This is a genomic window from Methylobacterium sp. GXS13, from assembly GCF_001455965.1.
GTDB lineage: Bacteria > Pseudomonadota > Alphaproteobacteria > Rhizobiales > Beijerinckiaceae > Methylobacterium.
In genome coordinates this window covers 48,474-65,710 of sequence record NZ_LKKO01000022.1, presented here as the reverse complement: position 1 = coordinate 65,710, position 17,237 = coordinate 48,474, and the positions used below count along the sequence as shown (strand labels likewise).

At 68.4% G+C, this 17,237-nt stretch carries 17 protein-coding genes; 5 read left to right on the top strand and 12 right to left on the bottom strand.

Annotation, left to right across the window (positions count from 1 at the left end):
• Positions 1-84 precede the first annotated feature (84 nt).
• The 4 genes from AO398_RS07420 to AO398_RS07405 all read right to left on the bottom strand — a co-directional run bounded on the left by AO398_RS07420 (position 85) and on the right by AO398_RS07405 (position 2,112).
• On the bottom strand, positions 85-444 hold the full coding sequence (locus tag AO398_RS07420) for a helix-turn-helix domain-containing protein (protein WP_058191411.1): 360 nt from the start codon (positions 442-444) through the stop codon (positions 85-87).
• On the bottom strand, positions 414-695 hold the full coding sequence (locus AO398_RS07415; RefSeq protein ID WP_058191410.1) for a BrnT family toxin: 282 nt from the start codon (positions 693-695) through the stop codon (positions 414-416). The genes AO398_RS07420 and AO398_RS07415 overlap by 31 nt, the downstream gene beginning before the upstream one ends.
• 191 nt (positions 696-886) lie before the next feature.
• On the bottom strand, positions 887-1,636 hold the full coding sequence (locus AO398_RS07410) for a glycerophosphodiester phosphodiesterase family protein (protein ID WP_058191408.1): 750 nt from the start codon (positions 1,634-1,636) through the stop codon (positions 887-889).
• Between the two features lie 2 nt (positions 1,637-1,638).
• Entirely contained in the window at positions 1,639-2,112 is a 474-nt protein-coding gene (locus AO398_RS07405; RefSeq protein ID WP_058191403.1) for a RidA family protein, read from the bottom strand.
• A gap of 283 nt (positions 2,113-2,395) precedes the next feature.
• Between AO398_RS07405 and AO398_RS07400 the strand changes: the two genes are divergently transcribed.
• The 3 genes from AO398_RS07400 (at position 2,396) to AO398_RS07390 (ending at position 6,058) form a co-directional block, all read left to right on the top strand.
• Positions 2,396-3,586: an aspartate aminotransferase family protein gene (locus AO398_RS07400; protein ID WP_058191402.1), complete on the top strand. Its 1,191-nt coding sequence runs from the start codon at positions 2,396-2,398 to the stop codon at positions 3,584-3,586.
• A gap of 178 nt (positions 3,587-3,764) precedes the next feature.
• The gene (gene argF / locus AO398_RS07395; protein WP_058191401.1) at positions 3,765-4,745 is read left to right on the top strand and encodes an ornithine carbamoyltransferase; all 981 of its coding nucleotides are present in this window, start codon (positions 3,765-3,767) and stop codon (positions 4,743-4,745) included.
• 278 nt (positions 4,746-5,023) lie between these two features.
• Positions 5,024-6,058 (top strand): Hsp33 family molecular chaperone, encoded by a 1,035-nt coding sequence (locus AO398_RS07390; protein WP_082643168.1) that lies wholly within the window; start codon positions 5,024-5,026, stop codon positions 6,056-6,058.
• Between the two features lie 138 nt (positions 6,059-6,196).
• Here the strand turns inward: AO398_RS07390 and speG are convergent, their stop codons facing one another.
• The 3 genes from speG to apaG are packed head-to-tail and all read right to left on the bottom strand — an operon-like array spanning position 6,197 to position 8,357.
• Positions 6,197-6,745, bottom strand: coding sequence for a spermidine N1-acetyltransferase (speG, locus tag AO398_RS07385; RefSeq protein ID WP_280139118.1), 549 nt, complete (start codon positions 6,743-6,745; stop codon positions 6,197-6,199).
• 14 nt (positions 6,746-6,759) lie between these two features.
• Positions 6,760-7,929 carry an acetylornithine deacetylase gene (gene argE, locus AO398_RS07380; protein WP_058191399.1) on the bottom strand — a complete coding sequence of 390 codons (1,170 nt, stop codon included), beginning with the start codon at positions 7,927-7,929 and terminating at the stop codon, positions 6,760-6,762.
• A 35-nt stretch (positions 7,930-7,964) separates the two neighbouring features.
• The gene (gene apaG, locus AO398_RS07375; protein ID WP_007562424.1) at positions 7,965-8,357 is read right to left on the bottom strand and encodes a Co2+/Mg2+ efflux protein ApaG; all 393 of its coding nucleotides are present in this window, start codon (positions 8,355-8,357) and stop codon (positions 7,965-7,967) included.
• A gap of 262 nt (positions 8,358-8,619) precedes the next feature.
• Here apaG and AO398_RS07370 point away from each other — a divergent pair, with 262 nt between their 5' ends.
• Both AO398_RS07370 and AO398_RS07365 read left to right on the top strand, forming a co-directional pair.
• Positions 8,620-9,759, top strand: coding sequence for a 2'-deoxycytidine 5'-triphosphate deaminase (locus tag AO398_RS07370; protein WP_058191396.1), 1,140 nt, complete (start codon positions 8,620-8,622; stop codon positions 9,757-9,759).
• Positions 9,760-9,797: 38 nt separating this feature from the next.
• Positions 9,798-10,259: an Lrp/AsnC family transcriptional regulator gene (locus AO398_RS07365; protein ID WP_058191394.1), complete on the top strand. Its 462-nt coding sequence runs from the start codon at positions 9,798-9,800 to the stop codon at positions 10,257-10,259.
• A 142-nt stretch (positions 10,260-10,401) separates the two neighbouring features.
• Here AO398_RS07365 and AO398_RS07360 read toward each other — a convergent pair whose 3' ends face one another.
• The 5 genes from AO398_RS07360 to AO398_RS07340 form a co-directional block, all read right to left on the bottom strand.
• The gene (locus AO398_RS07360) at positions 10,402-10,923 is read right to left on the bottom strand and encodes a cysteine dioxygenase family protein (protein ID WP_058191393.1); all 522 of its coding nucleotides are present in this window, start codon (positions 10,921-10,923) and stop codon (positions 10,402-10,404) included.
• 387 nt (positions 10,924-11,310) lie between these two features.
• Positions 11,311-12,378, bottom strand: coding sequence for an HD-GYP domain-containing protein (locus tag AO398_RS07355; protein ID WP_058191388.1), 1,068 nt, complete (start codon positions 12,376-12,378; stop codon positions 11,311-11,313).
• A gap of 107 nt (positions 12,379-12,485) precedes the next feature.
• Positions 12,486-13,211: a 6-phosphogluconolactonase gene (gene pgl, locus AO398_RS07350; protein ID WP_058191384.1), complete on the bottom strand. Its 726-nt coding sequence runs from the start codon at positions 13,209-13,211 to the stop codon at positions 12,486-12,488.
• Positions 13,212-13,221: 10 nt separating this feature from the next.
• Positions 13,222-14,202 carry a phosphogluconate dehydrogenase (NAD(+)-dependent, decarboxylating) gene (gene gnd, locus AO398_RS07345; protein ID WP_058191382.1) on the bottom strand — a complete coding sequence of 327 codons (981 nt, stop codon included), beginning with the start codon at positions 14,200-14,202 and terminating at the stop codon, positions 13,222-13,224.
• Positions 14,203-14,340: 138 nt separating this feature from the next.
• Positions 14,341-17,187, bottom strand: a complete 2,847-nt coding sequence (locus AO398_RS07340) for a bifunctional transaldolase/phosoglucose isomerase (RefSeq protein ID WP_058191375.1) — start codon at positions 17,185-17,187, stop codon at positions 14,341-14,343.
• Between the last annotated feature and the right edge of the window lie 50 nt (positions 17,188-17,237).

The following is a 17,237-nucleotide window of genomic DNA, read 5'->3' as shown; positions in this document are numbered from 1 at the left end:
AATCTAGCCGGGGCAGGCAGAGGGGCAAGCGGGCGGATGCGCGCGGCTGGCCAGCGGCCTTGTCAGATGGGTGACAGATGAAACTCAAGCTGCTTCTTTCTTATGCCCCAGAGCCCGCCGGGATGCCTCGGGTTCCCGATCCAAAATGTCGAACAGGGCCCGGATCCCGCTGGGCAGCGATGTCCGGCCCTGCTCCCAGTTCCGATAGGTCGCCAGCGGCACGCCAATGAACGCAGCGAAGCGCTCCTGCGTCAGCCCGAAGCGCTGCCGGATCTCGGCCGGCGGGCGCTCGACGCGCCAAGCCGCATCCGGGATTTGCTCATCCGGGTCGAAGCCATCCTCGATCATGTGAGCCCGGATCTCGCCCTCCGCGGTGGCGTCGAGCTTCGCGCGATCGATGGTCGAGGGCCGGTTCAGGGCGTCGGCGAGACTGATCTTTGCCATGCCGCTCTCTCCTTGCGGTTGGATCTCCAGGCCGTGATGATCCACCGCACCGCACCGCGGTCGGTGTAGACGACCGTGATGAAATCGGCGCCGACGCAGCCAACGGCGATGTGCCGATCGTCTCCATAATCCAGCCGGTCGTCCCGCCGGACCAGGACCGGACCGCCGAAGATCGCAACGGCGTCGGCGAAGCTGAAGCCGCGCTTAGACAACACCGTCGCGTGCTTTGCCGGATCCCAGTCGAAGTCCATGGGCTGTCTACGCTGTCAGCGTATTTCGCTCAAGACTGCGCGGCGTGCCGTTTCGCTGGGCGAAAGCTGAGTCATGTCGAAAGCCACCCTAGATCGAGGCGGATGCGCCACTGGAACCGTCGCATCGCGCGCGGACAAGCCCAGCCCAAGGCGGCGCCTGGCGATCCGACGGCGCTCCCCGGCCGCACCGGTCACGGCACGAACCCCTCGAACACCATCTGGTCCGCATGCGTGCCAGCGCGGGCACGCTGTTCCTCGGTCCGCACCGTCCAGGCCATCACCGGGATGCGGCTGAGGAGCCGGCACAGGTAGGTCGGCGCGCAGGGCAGGTCATCGACCCGCCAGGACAGGAAGTCCGGCCGCGACTCCGAGAAATGCAGCAGATTGGACAGAGCCCGACGCGTCGCCCAGGGCATGGCAGCATAGGCTGGATCATCCTGCGTGGTCTCGGCTACGATCCCGCGGGGAATTGCCGGCGGGCACAGGTCGCGGAGTGCTGCGACCACCTGCGGATCGAAGGATTTCACCGCCACCGGACCAGCATAGGTGACGGCGATCTCGGCGGCGCGGATCGCCAGCCGCGGATCGCCGTCGTACCGCGATTTGACCTCGACCACGACAGGCACCGCCCCGGCCACCGCCGCCAGGAATTCTTTGAGCGTCGGGATCCTCTCCGACGTCCCGGCCACGGACAGGCTCCCAAGCTCGGCGGCGGACTTGGTCCCGATCGCCTCGCTCGCCTCAGTCAGCCGGCCGAGGGCGGCGTCGTGGAACACCATCGCCTCGCCGTCGGAACTCAGCTGCACGTCGCACTCGATGGCGAAGCCGCCCGCGATGGCGGCGCGGGCGGCGGCCAGGGTGTTCTCCGGCCGGCCCGCCGCCCGGTCGTGCAGCCCGCGATGGGCGATCGGCCACGCGGTAAGCCAGTCGGGAGCAGCCACGCCTAACGGACCTCGAACATCGCCTCGACCTCGACCGCGGCGTCGAGGGGCAGTTCCGCAACACCCACCGTCGAGCGGGCATGGCGGCCGCTATCGCCCAGAAGCTCGACCATCAGGTCGGAGGCGCCGTTCATGACCCCGGCCACAGCGGAGAAACCCGGCGCGGCGTTGATGAAGCCGCCCAGCCGCACGCATTGCTCCAACGCGCGATCGAGATCGCCCACTGCGGCTTCGAGCTGGGCCAGGACGTTGAGGGCGCAGAGCCGGGCGGCCGCTTTGCCGGCTTCGGGCGAGACGCTGCCGCCGACCTTGCCCTTATGCTCGGGGGCGATGGTCCCGTCCGCACCGAAGCAGACCTGGCCGGAGATGACCACGAGGTTTCCGGTGCGAACGAACGGCACGTAGTTCGCGACCGGTGCCGCCGCCTTCGGCAGGGTGAGGCCAAGCTTCTCGAGACGGTCCTTGATCGTGCTCATGCGATTCTCCCGCGCTGACTCGAATCTGCGCGAGCTGGAGCATGACCGCCCCCCGCCGCGCAAGAGGATGGGCCAGGGGGACGAGCCCATTCAGGCACCGCGAAATTCGGTTCGCGCAAGCATCGCGCGGAGCGGCCGTGCGCGCGGCATGGTCCGTGCAACGTTGACAGGAGGCGGTCGATTCATAGTAATCGCGCGCGTGCCGCCCATGACGAGGCGGCACTTTCATTTGGAGCCGGCTATGGCTTGCTCCGGGCCTTTCTAAGATACGGAGACGGGATCCGTGACGTCAGCCCTTCTGCCGACCTACGTCCGCGCGCCGCTCGCCTTCGAGCGCGGCGAGGGCGCCTGGCTCGTGACGGAAGCCGGGGAGCGATACCTCGATTTCGGCGCCGGCATCGCGGTCAACGGCCTCGGTCACGCCCATCCGCATCTCGTCGGCGCGCTCACGGAGCAGGCGAACCGGATCTGGCACACGTCGAACCTGTTCGAGATCCCCGGCGGCGAGCGCTTCGGCCGGCGCCTCGTGGACGCGACCTTCGCGGACGTGGTGTTCTTCTGCAACTCGGGGGCCGAGGCCAACGAGGCGGCGATCAAGATCGCCCGGAAGTACCACGCGGCCGGCGGCAATCCGGAGCGCTACCGGATCGTCACCTTCGCGGGCGCCTTCCACGGGCGGACCCTGGCGACGCTGGCGGCCGGCGGCCAGCAGAAATACATCGAGGGCTTCGGCCCCAAGGTCGACGGCTTCGATCAGGTCCCGGCCGGCGATTACGACGCGCTGGAGGCAGCGATCGGCCCGGAGACCGCCGCCCTGATGATCGAGCCGATCCAGGGCGAGGGGGGCGTGCGGGTGATCCCATATGCGGACCTACGCCGCCTGCGCGAGATCTGCGACGCGAATGGCCTGCTGCTGATCATGGACGAGGTCCAGACCGGCGTCGGGCGAACCGGCAAGCTGTTCGCCCATGAATGGTCCGGCATCACCCCCGACATCATGAGCGTCGCCAAGGGCATTGGCGGCGGCTTCCCGATGGGCGCTTGCCTCGCCACCCGCGAGGCGGCCCGTGGCATGACCGCCGGCAGCCACGGCACGACCTTCGGCGGCAACCCGCTCGCCATGGCAGTCGGCAATGCCGTGCTGGACGTGGTGCTGGAGGACGGCTTCCTCGACCGCGTTGCCCATGCCGGGCTCCTGCTCAAGCAGAAGCTCGCTGCCTTACGCGACCGCCATCCCCACGTGATCCAGGAGATCCGCGGTGAGGGACTGATGCTCGGCCTCAAGCTCGGCGTCCCGAACACCGATTTCGCCGCCGCCGCCCGGGCCGCCCACCTGTTGGTGATCCCGGCTGGCGACAACATCGTTCGCCTGCTGCCGCCACTGATCGTCAGCGACAGCGAGATCGACGAGGCGGTGCGGCGGCTCGATCAGGCCGCCTCCTCCTTCGAGGCCCTGCGCGGAGCGGCCGAATAGCAGCTGGATCCCGCTGTACAAGAATCACCGCCCTGCGCCGCGTTCCGGTGCGGGGCGGTGCGAAGCATTTTCGGGTGCGGTCGATCCCCGCCGTGCGTGACGAGAATGCCCCCACTAGGAGATAGAGTGTCGTTCATGATCAGGTGATCGTGGAGCAGGCTCTAGCGAACGTGACGCGATGAAAGCCCAGATTGACGGCCGGGCGCGTGCCCCAGCCCCGCACCTGAAGGGTGCCGGCCCCCGCCACTTCCTCGACCTCAAGGACTTCTCCGGGGCGGACCTGCGCGCGGTGCTGGACGCGAGCGCCGCCATGAAGGCGCGCCGCCGCAAGGGCGAGCGCGCCGTCGAGCGCCCGCTGGTGGGCAAGACCCTGGCAATGGTGTTCGACCGGCCCTCGACCCGGACCCGCGTTTCGTTCGACGTGGCGATGCGCGAACTCGGCGGCGAGACCCTGATGCTCACCGGCTCCGAGATGCAGCTCGGCCGCGGCGAGACCATCGGCGATACGGCTCAGGTGCTGTCGCGCTTCGTCGACGCGATCATGATCCGCATCCTCGATCATGGTCAGATGCTGGAACTGGCCGAGCACGCCACCGTGCCGGTGATCAATGCCCTGACCAAGGTCTCGCATCCCTGCCAGATCATGGCCGACGTGATGACCTTCGAGGAGCATCGCGGGCCGATCAAGGGCCGCACCGTGGCCTGGTCGGGTGATTCCAACAACGTCCTGGCGAGCTGGGTCCACGCCGCCGCACGGCTCGACTTCAGCCTGAACATCGCCAGCCCACCCGAGCTCGCGCCGCCGCCTGGCCTGATCGCCTGGGCGAAGGGCGAGGGCGCGAACATCACCGTCACCACCGACGCCTTCGCGGCTGTGAAGGGCGCCGACGCCGTGGTGACGGATTGCTGGGTCTCGATGGGCGACGACGACGAAGGTCACCGCCACAACCTGCTGAACCCCTACCAGGTGAACGCTAAGTTGATGGCGGCCGCCAACCCGGACGCGATCTTCATGCACTGCCTGCCCGCCCATCGCGGCGAGGAGGTCACCGCCGAGATCATGGATGGGCCGCGCTCCGTGGTGTTCGACGAAGCCGAGAACCGCCTGCATGCGCAGAAAGGGATCTTGGCTTGGTGCCTCGGCACGGAGGCGCCCTGATCCCGGGCTCGCGCTTTCCGGCATCGCGCCCCATATGCGTCTAAGCGGGTGGCGTTTGCGGCCCGTATCCCCATCACGGCTGCCGGATGGCAGCATCCCGGCGACGGATGTGGCGCGATGCGCCCCCTCTCCCGTGCGGGCGCGGGCGGGGTGAGGGATCAGATCGTTCCGGACGGGCCCTGTTCCTCACGCCATCTCGCTCCTCGCCGGAGCGGGATCTGCGCCCCGGCACGTCGGAGCGGCCGCCGCAGGAGCCGGACGTATCGATCGGAGCGGGCATGACCTCAGGACCAGAGTCGCAATCCCAGACGCAAGCCGGGCAACCTGTCGGCAACGGCCACGACGGCGCGGACGATGCCGTCCTGCCCTTCGAGGGCGAGGCCCTCGACGTGCGCGGGCGCCTGGTCCGGCTCGGTCCCGCGGTGGACACGATCCTGCGCCGCCATGGCTACCCCGATTCGGTCGCCCGGCTCCTGGGCGAGGCCGCCGCGCTGACGGTGCTGCTCGGCTCGTCGCTCAAGTTCGAAGGCCGGTTCCAGCTCCAGACCAAGACCGACGGCCCGGTGGCGATGATCGTGGTCGATTTCGAGGCGCCCGACCGCCTGCGCGCCACCGCGCGGTTCGACGCGGAACGGGTCGCCGCCCTGGGTGAGCGCCCCCTGAAGGATGCCGACCTGATCGGTGCCGGCCATCTGGCCATGACCATCGACCAGGGCTCTGCGGCCAGCCGCTACCAGGGTGTCGTCGCGCTGGAAGGCCAGAGCCTGGAGGAAGCCGCGCACCAGTATTTTCGCCAGTCCGAGCAGATCCCGACGCAGGTGCGCCTCGCCGTGGCCGAAGCGGTGGAAGAGGGCACCGGCCGTTGGCGCGCCGGTGGCCTGCTCGTGCAGTTCCTGCCCCAGTCGATCGACCGCGCCCGCCTGGCTGACCTTCCGCCGGGCGACATCCCGGAGGGCCACACGCACCTGTCCGGGCAGGCCGTCGAGGACGATGCCTGGGTCGAGGCGCGCTCCCTCGTCGGCACTGTGGAGGATCATGAACTGGTCGATCCAAGCGTGTCGAGCGAGCGCCTGCTCTACCGGCTGTTCCATGAGCGCGGGGTGCGGGTGTTCGACCGCCAGCCGGTGCAGGAGGCCTGCCGCTGCTCGCGGGAGCGGGTGATGGGTATGATCCGCTCGTTCTCGCCGCAGGAGCGCCAGGACATCGTGGCGGATGACGGCCGCATCGTCATCACCTGCGAATTCTGCTCCCGCCGCTACGATCTCGACCCACAAGAGGTCGAGGCCGAGATCGGCGGACAGCCGAATCAGTAGCGGTTCCATGGGGAGTAGGCGGGAGCGCGCAGGCCGGCAACAAGATCACCGGGCGGGCAGCGCCGCATGCGGAGCTCGCCCGCCGGGTCGCCCCGGAAACACGAATGGGCCTGGGCGACCCCTTCCGCGTGGTTTCGCTCAGACCTTCAGCACCGGTTCGGCGATGTCGCCGCGGCCGCGGTTCTTGAGGTAATCGGGCTGGAACAGGCACATCCGCACAGCATCACGATAGCGGCCGTTCACGAAGAACTCGTCCTTCAGGACGCCTTCGGGGTGGAAGCCGCAGCGCTCGTAGATGCGCACCGCTCGCGCATTGTCGCGGTCCACGTGCAGGTACAGCTTGTGGATGTTGAGGACGCTGAACGCATAATCCATGGCGATCCGCGTTGCCTGCCAAGCGTAGCCCCGGCCCTGAAAGCTCGGGTGGATCGCGATCTGGAATTCACAGCGCCGGTGCAGGTGGTTGATCTCGACGAGCTCGATCAGCCCCGCGGGCTCGCCGGTCGGATCGGCCACGATGAAGCGGCGCTCGGTCTGGTTGTGGATGTTGCGCTCGTAGAGCTGCTGCAGTTCGGCGAAGGACTCGTAGGCCTCCTCGAACCAGTAGCGCATGATGCTGTCGTTGTTGTTGAGCTGGTGGACGAAGCGCAGGTCCTCGCGTTCGAGCGGTCGCAGCTTGATGGTGATGCCGGTGAGCGCGTTCATGACGCGTAAGCCTCGATCAGGGCCCTCAGGAACCGCTCGCCCTTGTCGAGCGCGTCGAGGGTGATGAATTCATCGGGTTGGTGGGCCTGGGCAATGTCACCCGGTCCGCACACGACCGTCGGGATCCCCGCCTGCTGGAAGCGCCCGGCCTCAGTGGCGTAGGGCACCGCGATGGTGCGGTTGCGTCCAGCGAGCCGTAGGCACAGCCGTTCGGCCTCGGATCCGGGTTCGGGGGCGAGCCCCGGAATATCGACCTCCTCGAGCGTTTCGATTCGCCCGTAATCACCGTAGCGGTTCAGGCGCTCGCGCGTCACCCGTTCGACCTCCTCGGCGAACAGGCGTGGGATCTCGCCCGGGTCGAGATCCGGCAGGCCGCGATACTCCCAGTGAAAGCGACATTCCTTGGCGAGGATGTTGCGCGCCGTGCCGCCCTGGATCGTCCCGACATGGATTGTGGTCGCGGCCGGATCGAACCGCCCCGACGCGTCGCCGCGCTCGATCATCCGATCGGCGATCCGGTTGAGGCCGGCGACCAGTTCGCAGGCCGCCGCCACCGCGTTCGCCCCCAGAGCCGGCCGGGCGGAATGGGCCTCATGGCCGTGAACCGTGGTCAGGCAGGTGACGATGCTCTTGTGCGCGTCCGCCACCTCCATCCCGGTCGGCTCGCCGACGATCACGGCGCCGGGGCGCGGCAGGTCGGCGCCGAACCGCGTAATCGCGTCCATCGAGCCGAGGCAGGTGGTCTCCTCGTCGTAGGACAGCAGGATGTGGATCGGCCGTTTGAGATTAGCCGCCAGCATGTCGGGCACGAGCGCCAGCGCCAAGGCGTCGAAGGCCTTCATGTCGACCGCGCCGCGGCCATAGGCCCGGCCGTCGGCGATGCGCAGGGTGAAGGGGTCGCTGGTCCAGGACTGGCCCGCCACCGGGACCACGTCGGTATGGCCGGAGAGGACGACACCGCCCTCGATCATCGAACCAATCGTGGCGAACAGCGCCGCCTTGTCGCCGGCGGCGTTCGGCAAACGCAGGTAGGGGACACCCCAACCGTCGAGATAGGCGCAGACGGAATCGATCAGGGCGAGGTTCGACCTGTCGCTCTCGGCATCAAACGACACGAGGCGGGCGAGCATGTCGAGCGGACTGAGCCGCTCGCCGTTCCCAGACATGGATCCCTCCGGAGCGAGGCCCCGGAACCGGAACCTCAGTGCAGGCTTCGGCGGACGTGCGGACTGTCGAGGGAGAAGGCGGGAATCTCGGCCTCGAAGCTTTCGCCGGCCACTGTCGCCATGGTGTAGCTGCCAGCCATCAAGCCATCGGGCGTGTTGAGCGGGCAGCCGCTCGTGTAGCAGAAGGACTCGCCCGGCTCCAGCACGGGTTGCTTGCCGACCACACCGGTGCCGCGCACTTCCTGGCAGGCCCCATGGCCGTCGATGATGCGCCAGTGGCGGGAGCGCAGCTGCACCTGCTCGCTGCCGGTGTTCACGATCTCGACCGTGTAAGCGAAGAAGTATCGGCTCTCGTTCGGCGAGGACTCTTCCTCGACGAAGCGCGGCTGAACGGTCACACGAATTCCCCGCGTCTCGGCCTTGTACATCGCCCTATAAGGCCCTTCTTCGAACGGTGCGATTCGATGAAAACGAACTGAACACGCTTCACAGGCGGTGGTAGTAGGCGGTGAAATCCCCGTCAATTGCGGCGGACTACCTCGCGTGGATGATGCCGCAGGCCCATTCGATGGGATCCGAGTGCGGCGCCGGGCGCCTCGCGCACCCGATTAAGCCGACATTAGCCAGTCCCGGCGGAGAACGTATCCGGACGCGGATCCACCCGGAGGCGCGCGAAGGAGTCGAGGCGCGATGAACGCGGGCGCAGGCAAGCAGGCCGCCGAGTCGGGCACCACCGATTCGAGCGCCGGGACCCTCTCCGGCATCCTGCCGGCCGAGGCGATCGCCGCGTTGGCGCAGGCTGGTGGTATCCGAGTGGCCGAGGCTTTTGCGGGCGACCAGATCCAGCCGGCGAGCCTCGACCTGCGCCTCGGCGCGACCGCCTACCGGGTCCGCACCAGCTTCCTTCCGGGGGCGACCCGGACGGTCCAGGCCTGCGTCGAGCGTCTGTCACTGCACAAGATTGACCTGCGCCCCGGCGCGGTACTGGAGACGGGCTGCGTCTACATCGCCGAATTGCAGGAGAGCCTAGCGCTGCCGGGCAACCTTGCGGCGGCCGCGAACCCGAAGAGCTCCACCGGCCGGATCGACGTGTTCACCCGGGTGATTACCGACCGCGGCGAGGCATTCGACCAAGTCGAGCCCGGATATACCGGGCCGCTCTACGCGGAGATCTCGCCGCGCACCTTCCCGGTGCTGGTCCGGACCGGATCGCGCCTGTCGCAGATCCGCTTCCGCCAGGGGTCGCCGCGGCTGACCGAAACGGAACTCGGCCAGCTGCACCTGCGCTCGGCCCTGGTCGATTCCAACGCCCCGTCCTTCCAGGGCGGCCTCGCGGTCTCGGTGGACCTGTCCGGATTCGATGGCCTGATCGGCTACCGGGCGAAGCGCCATACCGGACTTGTCGATGTCGACGCCCCGGGCCGCCACCGGGCGGTGGATTTCTGGGAGCCCCTGGCGGCCGACGGCTCGGGCGCCCTGATCCTTGATCCCGGCCAGTTCTACATCCTGGCGTCGAAAGAATCGGTGCAGGTCCCCCCGGACCACGCCGCCGAGATGGTGCCGTTCGATCCGCTGGTCGGCGAGTTCCGTGTGCATTACGCCGGATTCTTCGATCCCGGTTTCGGCCATGCCGGAGCCGGCGGGGCGGGCGCCCGCGCGGTGCTCGAAGTCCGCTCCCGCGACGTGCCGTTCCTGCTGGAGGACGGCCAGATCGTCGGCCGGCTCGTCTACGAGCGGATGCTGGCGGTCCCCAAGACACTCTATGGAGCGGGGGCCGGCTCGAACTACCAGGCCCAGGGGTTGAAGCTCTCGAAGCACTTCTTCCTGTAGCTCGGGCAGCCCGAACCCCGCGCGGGAGCAGCTTTCGCATGGACGCGGTGGACCGAAAAATCCTGGACGTTCTCCAGCAGGACGCGACACTGCCGGTCGCCGAGCTGGCTGAGCGGGTCGGCGTGAGCGCAGCGCCGTGCTGGCGCCGGGTTAAGAAGCTGGAGGCCGCCGGCGTGATCCGCGGCCGGGTCGCCCTGGTGGACCGGCGCAAGGTCAACGTGCCGACCACGGTGTTCGTGGCCGTGAAGGCACCCCGCCACGCGGCCGACTGGTCCGACGCGTTCCGCCGGGTGGTCGCCGGCTTCCCGGAGATCGTCGAGGCCTGGCGCCTGACCGGCGAGATCGACTACCTGCTGCGCATCGTCGTACCCGACATCGAGACCTACGATGCCGTCTACCAGCGGCTCATCGCCAAGCTCGAATTCTCGAACCTGTCCTCCTCCATCGCTATGGAGGAGATGAAGTATACGACTGCCGTGCCGACGATCTACATGGAGTGATGGTTACGGGTTGGACGATCGGTGACCGCTTCCACCGTCATTGCGAGCATAGCGAAGCAACCCAGTGTCGCGGGCGGTCTCAGAACGCTGGCGTTTCCCTAGGTTGCTTCGCTCCGCTCGCAATGACGGCGTGGGTGTCACGTCACCCCTCCGCGATCGCGTAGGTGCGGTCGATCGAGGAAGCCTGCTCCCGGTGATCGTAACCGTAGACATGGATCGAGATCGCCGGGTCCGGGCCATCATTGGCGATCCGGTGCAGGTTCGGTCCCGACGGCATCATGCAGGCCACGTAGCCCGGGCTGCGAACCACATCCAGGGTCGCGACCGCGTGCGTCTCGCTGATCGGGCGATACCAGGTCTCGCGCAGGCTGCCGCTGAGCAGGCCGAAGCAGCAGGAGCAGTGGTGATCGTGCACGGGCGTGACCGCACCGGGGCTCCACACCATGGCCCAGACGCTGAGCGCTCGGTTGCCGAACAGCAGGTTGCGGCCGAGCCCCCCGGGCGGCGCGACGAGCCGCGTCCGGTCCAGCAAGTCCGGCCGCACCAGGATATTGAGTAGGGTCGTCCGGGCAGAAGCCAGGTAGGCGTCCGAAGAGCGCCGGGCTGCAAGCGCGAGATCCGCCAGCATCGCCTCGACTTCGGCCGGATGGGTCAGCGGGGTCATTCGCGATCTCCTCAGATGCGCTCCGTCAGGCTGGACGAAGCCTAGCGTGGAGGTGCGGGAGACGGGTTGCGAAGTTCGCGCAAGAAGGGCCCGAGCAAGCAATGCGATTGCGCAAAATGGCATGCCGGCGAAATTACATTTCTCCCAACGGACGAGATGCGTCAGGCGTTGGCCCATCTCGCTCCAGAGGCGCAATGTATGGCATCCCGCTATATGCGAGGCCAATCGATCCGTGCGCCGCTCAACCACCGTCGTTGCGAGCGCAGCGAAGCAACCCGGTGCGGCGCGTGATCTCCGAAGGTGGCGTTTCCCTGGGTTGCTTCGCTGCGCACGCAAGGACGGCGCGGGAGAAAGGGGCCGGCGTGCTTCGGCACCCAGCAGCGTCGGTCAGGACCCCGCGACGGAGCGCTCGAAGGCGCGCACCAGGGCTCGGTCGAGCTTGCCGTCCATGCCGTGGAGGATCCTCACGGCCTCGGCGGCCGGCATCGGGGCCCGGTAGGGACGGCGCTCGACCAGGGCGGCGTAGACGTCGCAGACGGTGATCAGGCGGACGATGTCGTCGATGGCGTCGCCGGAGAGGCCGTCCGGATAGCCCGAACCGTCGAGCAATTCATGATGGTGGCGCACCACCTTCAATACGGCGTCGTCGAAGCCTCCGGCCTGGACCAGGATCTGGTGACCCAGGGCGGCATGCGTGCGCATCACCGCCCGCTCCACCGGGTCCAGGGGACCGGCCTTATTCAGGATCGCGAGGGGGATCTTGGCCTTGCCGACATCATGGACCAGAGCGGCGCGCACGAGTTGCTGGCGGTCGGCTGCCGAGAAACCGAGGTCGATCGCGAAGGTCGCGGCAAGGCCCGCCACCAGCAGGCAATGCTGATAGGTGGCGTCGTCGTAGGCGCGCACCGTGTCGAGCCAAGAGGTCAGGCCACCCTGGCCGATCGCCCCGAGGATCGGCTCCAGGCCGTCATTGACCAGGGCGGCATCGACTGTGCCCGAGTCTCGTGCGGCATCGAGCAGGTTGGCGATGACCGCGCCGGCCTTGTCGGCGGCCTGGACGACCAGCGGAGAGTTGCCGCGCGCGACGGGCTTCGCGGTGGCAGCCGTGGGCAATAGCTGCGCCCGCAGCGCCTCGGCCACGGTTTCCACCGGCGTATCCTCCGGCAGGCAGAGGCGGGCGCCGAGCCCGCGCGCCGCTGAGAGGCTGCGGGCGCCCATGCTGCGCATCAGGAAGATCCGCGGCAGGGCCGGGGAGGCGGCGATCAGCGTCCGCAGTCCGACGAGCGGGGACGGCTGGAGTAGGTCGAGGTCGACGACCAGGGCAAGACAGGATCCGACGGGCGCCGAGGCGGCGGCGTCCAGCACCGTGCAGGGCGCGAACGGCTCGAGGGCGCGCAAGAGGTCGGCGCGGCGGGTGGGCTGATCGGTGTAGAGGACGACGGTGCCCGCGCGCATCTGGCCCTTCGTGGCATGGGACCGCCCCCGCGACGCGGTCGGACCGCGCAGCTGTCCGACCGGTCTAGCGCGAGCGCCTTGCCAGACCGTAACGGTGGAGTCAGGGCTCAGCCAGCGGCAGCGACGTCGAGAAGCCAGGCCATGTCGCCGATGCTGGCGACTCGGCCCGCGGGCAGGTCCTCCCCGGCGGCGAGACGGGCGAGGGCAGGGCGCTTGCCGGCGCCGGTGACCAGGAACAGCACGTGCCGCGAGGAGGCCAGGGCCGGGAGCGTCAGCGTGATGCGCGGTACGAACGGCGCCAGACCGGCCTCGGGCACGGGGGCGACCAGCCGCGCGGTCTCATCGACCGCCGGCTTGCCAGGGAACAGGGAGGCGGTGTGACCGTCCTCACCGAGGCCAAGCAGGACAAGATCGAACAGCGGCCGGACGGGGTCGAGGGTTTCGGCCCCGTAAAAGTCGAGCAGGGTCTGCTCGTAGGCCCGGGCCCCGACCTCCGCGCCCGCGTCGGAGGGGATGAAGTGCAGATGGGTCGAGGGGATGCGGGAGCCGTGCCCGAACGCCTCGCGGACCATCCGGACATTGCTGCGCTCATCGTCCCAGGGGACCACCCGGTCGTCACCGAAGAACCAGTGGATCCGCTCCCACGGTACCCGCGCGGCATAGTCCGGGCCGGCGAGGAGGCCGTAGAGCACCTTCGGGGTCGAGCCTCCCGACAGGCAGATCGCGATCCGCTCGGACTCGGTCTCGCCACAGGCCACGATCAGCCGCTCGGCCGCCTCGCGGGCGACCGCCAACGGATCGGGCAGGACATGGGTGCCGGTGGGAAGGCTCATCGGCCGGTACTCACGACTTTTTCGGTTCCTGGTGGCCGCCGAATCCCTTGCGCATGGCCGAGAGGAGCTTGTCGGCGTAGCTTTCCTGCTCGCGGGAGCGGAAACGGCGGTACAGGGCATTGGACAGGACGGTGGCCGGCACGCTCTCCTCGATGGCGGCGTTGATCGTCCACCGGCCTTCGCCGGAATCTTCGACGTAGCCGGAGAAGTCCTGAAGGTTCTCGTCGCCGGCGAGCGCTTGCGCGGTCAGGTCGAGCAGCCAGGACGAGACGACGCTGCCGCGCCGCCAGACCTCGGCGATGTCGCCCATGTTCAGGTCGAAGCGGCGCTGGGCCGGGAGCGCCTCGGAATTGGCGTGCTTCAGGATGTCGAAGCCCTCGGCATAGGCCTGCATCAGGCCGTACTCGATGCCGTTATGGACCATCTTCACGAAATGGCCGGCGCCGATCGGCCCGGCATGGATGTAGCCGTGCTCGGCGCGGGGGTCGCGACCCTCGCGGTTGGGCGTCTTGGGGATGTCGCCGACGCCCGGCGCCAGGGTCTTGAAGATCGGATCGAGGCGGTCGACGGTCTCCGTGTCGCCACCGATCATCATGCAATAGCCGCGCTCCAGCCCCCAGACGCCCCCCGAGGTACCGACGTCGACGTAGTGCAGGCCCTTGGCCTTCAGCTCGATCCCCCGGCGTACGTCGTCACCGTAGAACGAATTGCCGCCGTCGATGACGCAGTCGCCCGCCTGCATCAGGTCGGAGAGCGCCTTGACCGCCTCCTCGGTGATCGCGCCCGCCGGCAGCATGACCCAGGCGGTACGCGGAACCTCGAGCTTGGCGACCAGATCCTCCAGGCTCGATGCGCCGACCGCGCCGGCCTCCACCAGCCCGGCCACTGCCGCCGGGTTTTGGTCGAACACCACGGCTGTGTGCCCGTCGCGCAGGAGGCGCCGGACGATGTTGCCGCCCATCCGGCCGAGGCCGATCATGCCGAGTTGCATTGTCGTCATCTCCTCGGAGTTTTCCCCTCCCCCTTGCGGGGAGGGGTCAGGGGTGGGGGTGGTTCAGACGGGACCGCTGAGCCTCATCCGCAACCACCCCCACCTCCGGCTCCTCCCCGCGCGGGAGAGGAACGATGCTTAAGCGACCGCCGCCTGGAGCGCGGCCGCGATGCGCTTCAGACCGGTGTCCAGGTCGCTCTTGATGTGGACCCGCAGTGCCCGGCGACCCCGCTCGGCGAGCACCGCGAAGTCGCCTCGGGCCTGCGCTGCTACGACAGTCGTGAAGCCCAGCGCCCGGCCGGGGATGGGCAGGTCCTCGGTGGGCTCCGCGGTGATCTGCAGGAACACCCCGGTATCCGGGCCGCCCTTGTAGGCCTGCCCTGTGGAGTGCAGGAATCGCGGCCCGAATTCCAGGCAGGTCGCGACCTTGCGGGCGTCGCGCACGGCAATCCGCGCCTCCTGTAGGATACCGGCGGTCTTCGCGTCGCGCGGCACGTAGGCGAGGAGCCCGAGATAGTCGCCGTCCTTCAGACGGGCGACCTGCGCCTTCAGCGCGGCCTCCAGGCCGTTGGTTGCCTGAGGCAGGGCCTCGGCGTTCTTCGGGTCGGCATAGAGCGCGACGGTCTCGTCCTCGAACAGAGGCGTCTCCGTGGGGAGGGCGCCGCTCGCTTCCGCCTCGGAGAACAGCTTCTTCGTCTCAATCTTGCTGGCCTCGACGTCCGGCTGATCGAATGGGTTGATGCCGAGCACCCCTCCCGCGACCGCGGTGGCCATCTCCAGCCGGTAGAATTCCTGCGGCAGCTGCTCGATCGAATCGAGGGTGATGCGGACGATCGGATGGCCATCGCGCTCCAGGGCGCGCAGGGCCTCGTCCTGGGCCTCCTGGGCCTGACCGTCGAGGCGCAGATAGATGAAGAACCGGTCGCGGCCGTAGACCGCCGGGACGCTCGCCGGCTCGCCATCCACCGGCACGAGGCCCTTGCCCTGCTTGCCGGTCGATTCGGCGATGAGCTGCTCCGCCCAGGCGCCGAAGCTGTCGATGCCCGGCGAAGCGATGATCGTCACCTTGTCGCGACCGGCGAGCGCCGCCGCCCCCATGGCAGCGCCGAGCAGAACGCCCGGGTTCTGTGCGGGCGGAACCACCGGTCCGCAGGAGCGGACCATGATCCGCGCGGTCTCCAGCAGGGCCTTCACGTCGAGGCCGAGGGCGGCAGCCGGCACCAGGCCGAAGGCCGACAGCACCGAGTAGCGCCCGCCGATCTGCTTCACGCCGTAGAAGATTTTCTTGAACTTATCCTTCTGCGCCGCGCGCTCCATGTCGGAGCCCGGGTCGGTCACGGCGACGAAGTGGTCGCCCGCCCGGTCGCCCAGTTTTTCCTTCACGCGTCCCAAAAAGTAGTCGCGAAAAACGTTGGGCTCCAGCGTCGAGCCGGACTTGGACGAGACGATGAACAGCGTCCGGCCGAGATCAATGCTCGCCTCCAGGGCGCGCACTTGATCCGGATGGGTCGAATCGAGGATCTGGAGCTTCGGGAAACCCTCGCGTTGGCCATAGGTCAGGCTCAGCACCTCGGGGCCGAGGCTGGAACCGCCCATGCCCAGCACCACGGCATCGGTGAAGCCCTCCTGCTTCACCCAGTCTGAAAAAGCTGCGTAGTCGGCGGCCTTCTCCAGCTCCTCCTCGACGATATGCAGCCAGCCGAGCCAGTTCGCCTCGTCGTGGCCGGACCAGACCGTGGCGTCCCCGGCCCAGAGCCGGCGGATCGAACCGCTCGCCCGCCAGGCCTCGACGGTCTTCTTCGCCTCGGCGGCGAGGGTGTCGTCCATGACCAGGCTCTGGCCATCCAGACGCTGGCCGAGGAGCGCGGCGCGCTTGCCGGCCACGGCGCCGAGGAGGTCGTCGGCGGCGTCGATGAAGAGCTGTACGCCCTCCTTGACCAGTTGCTCGGCGACAGCCTCGATGTCGATACCGGCCCGGGCGAGCCGGGTCATCACAGCCTCGGCCCCCGGCACGTCCTCCTCGATCGTCGCCCGGACGGTGCCGTGGTCGCGGAACGCGTCCATGGTGGCGGGCGGCATGGTGTTGACGGTGTTGGGCCCGATCAGCTCCTCGACGTAGAGCACGTCGGAATAGGCCTTGTTCTTCACCCCCGTGGAGGCCCAGAGCAGCCGCTGCGCCTTGGCGCCCTTCTCGGCCAGGGCCGTCCACTTCGCCTCGGAAAAGATCTTCCGGTAGCGCTGGTAAGCGAGCTTGGCGTTGGCGATCGCGACCTTGCCCTTGAGCTGGCCGAGCGCTGCCTTCTCGTCGGGGTCGTTGGCCTCGGCGATCTTCTCGTCCAGCAGCTTGTCGACAAGCACGTCGATCCGGCTGATGAAGAAGCTCGCGACGCTCGCGACCTTCGACACGTCGTGGCCGGCCTTGGCCCGCTCGTCGAGCCCGTCGATGAAGGCGCGGGCCACCGCTTCGTAGGCCTCCTGCGAGAACAGGAGCGTCACGTTGATCGAGATGCCCTCGGCCGTGAGCTGGCGGATCGCCGGGATGCCCTCGGGGGTGGCCGGCACCTTCACCATCAGGTTGTCGCGGGCGACCGCCTTGTGCAGGCGCCTTGCCTCGTGGAGCGTCGCCTCGGTGTCGAGCGCAAGATAGGGCGACACTTCGAGGCTGACGTAGCCGTCGGCCCCGTCGCTCGCCTCGTAGACCGGGCGCAGCACGTCGGCGGCGGCCTGGATATCGGCGATGGCCAGGCCCTCGTAGAGGTCGATGACGCGGCTGTCGCCGGTTGCCTGCACGGCCTTCAGACTGGCATCGTACGCGTCCGAGTGGCCGATCGCCTTCTCGAAGATGGAGGGGTTGGACGTGACCCCGCGCAGGCCGTCCTCCTCGACGAGGCGCTTCAGCTCACCCTTCTGGATGAAGCCCCGGGCCACGAAGTCCAGCCAAACCGCCTGATCCTGTTCGTCGTGCAGGGCCTTGAGCGCGTTCATGTCGGTTCCTCGTCCTTCCCTAATCACGCCCTGCTCTCCTCCCCCTTGCG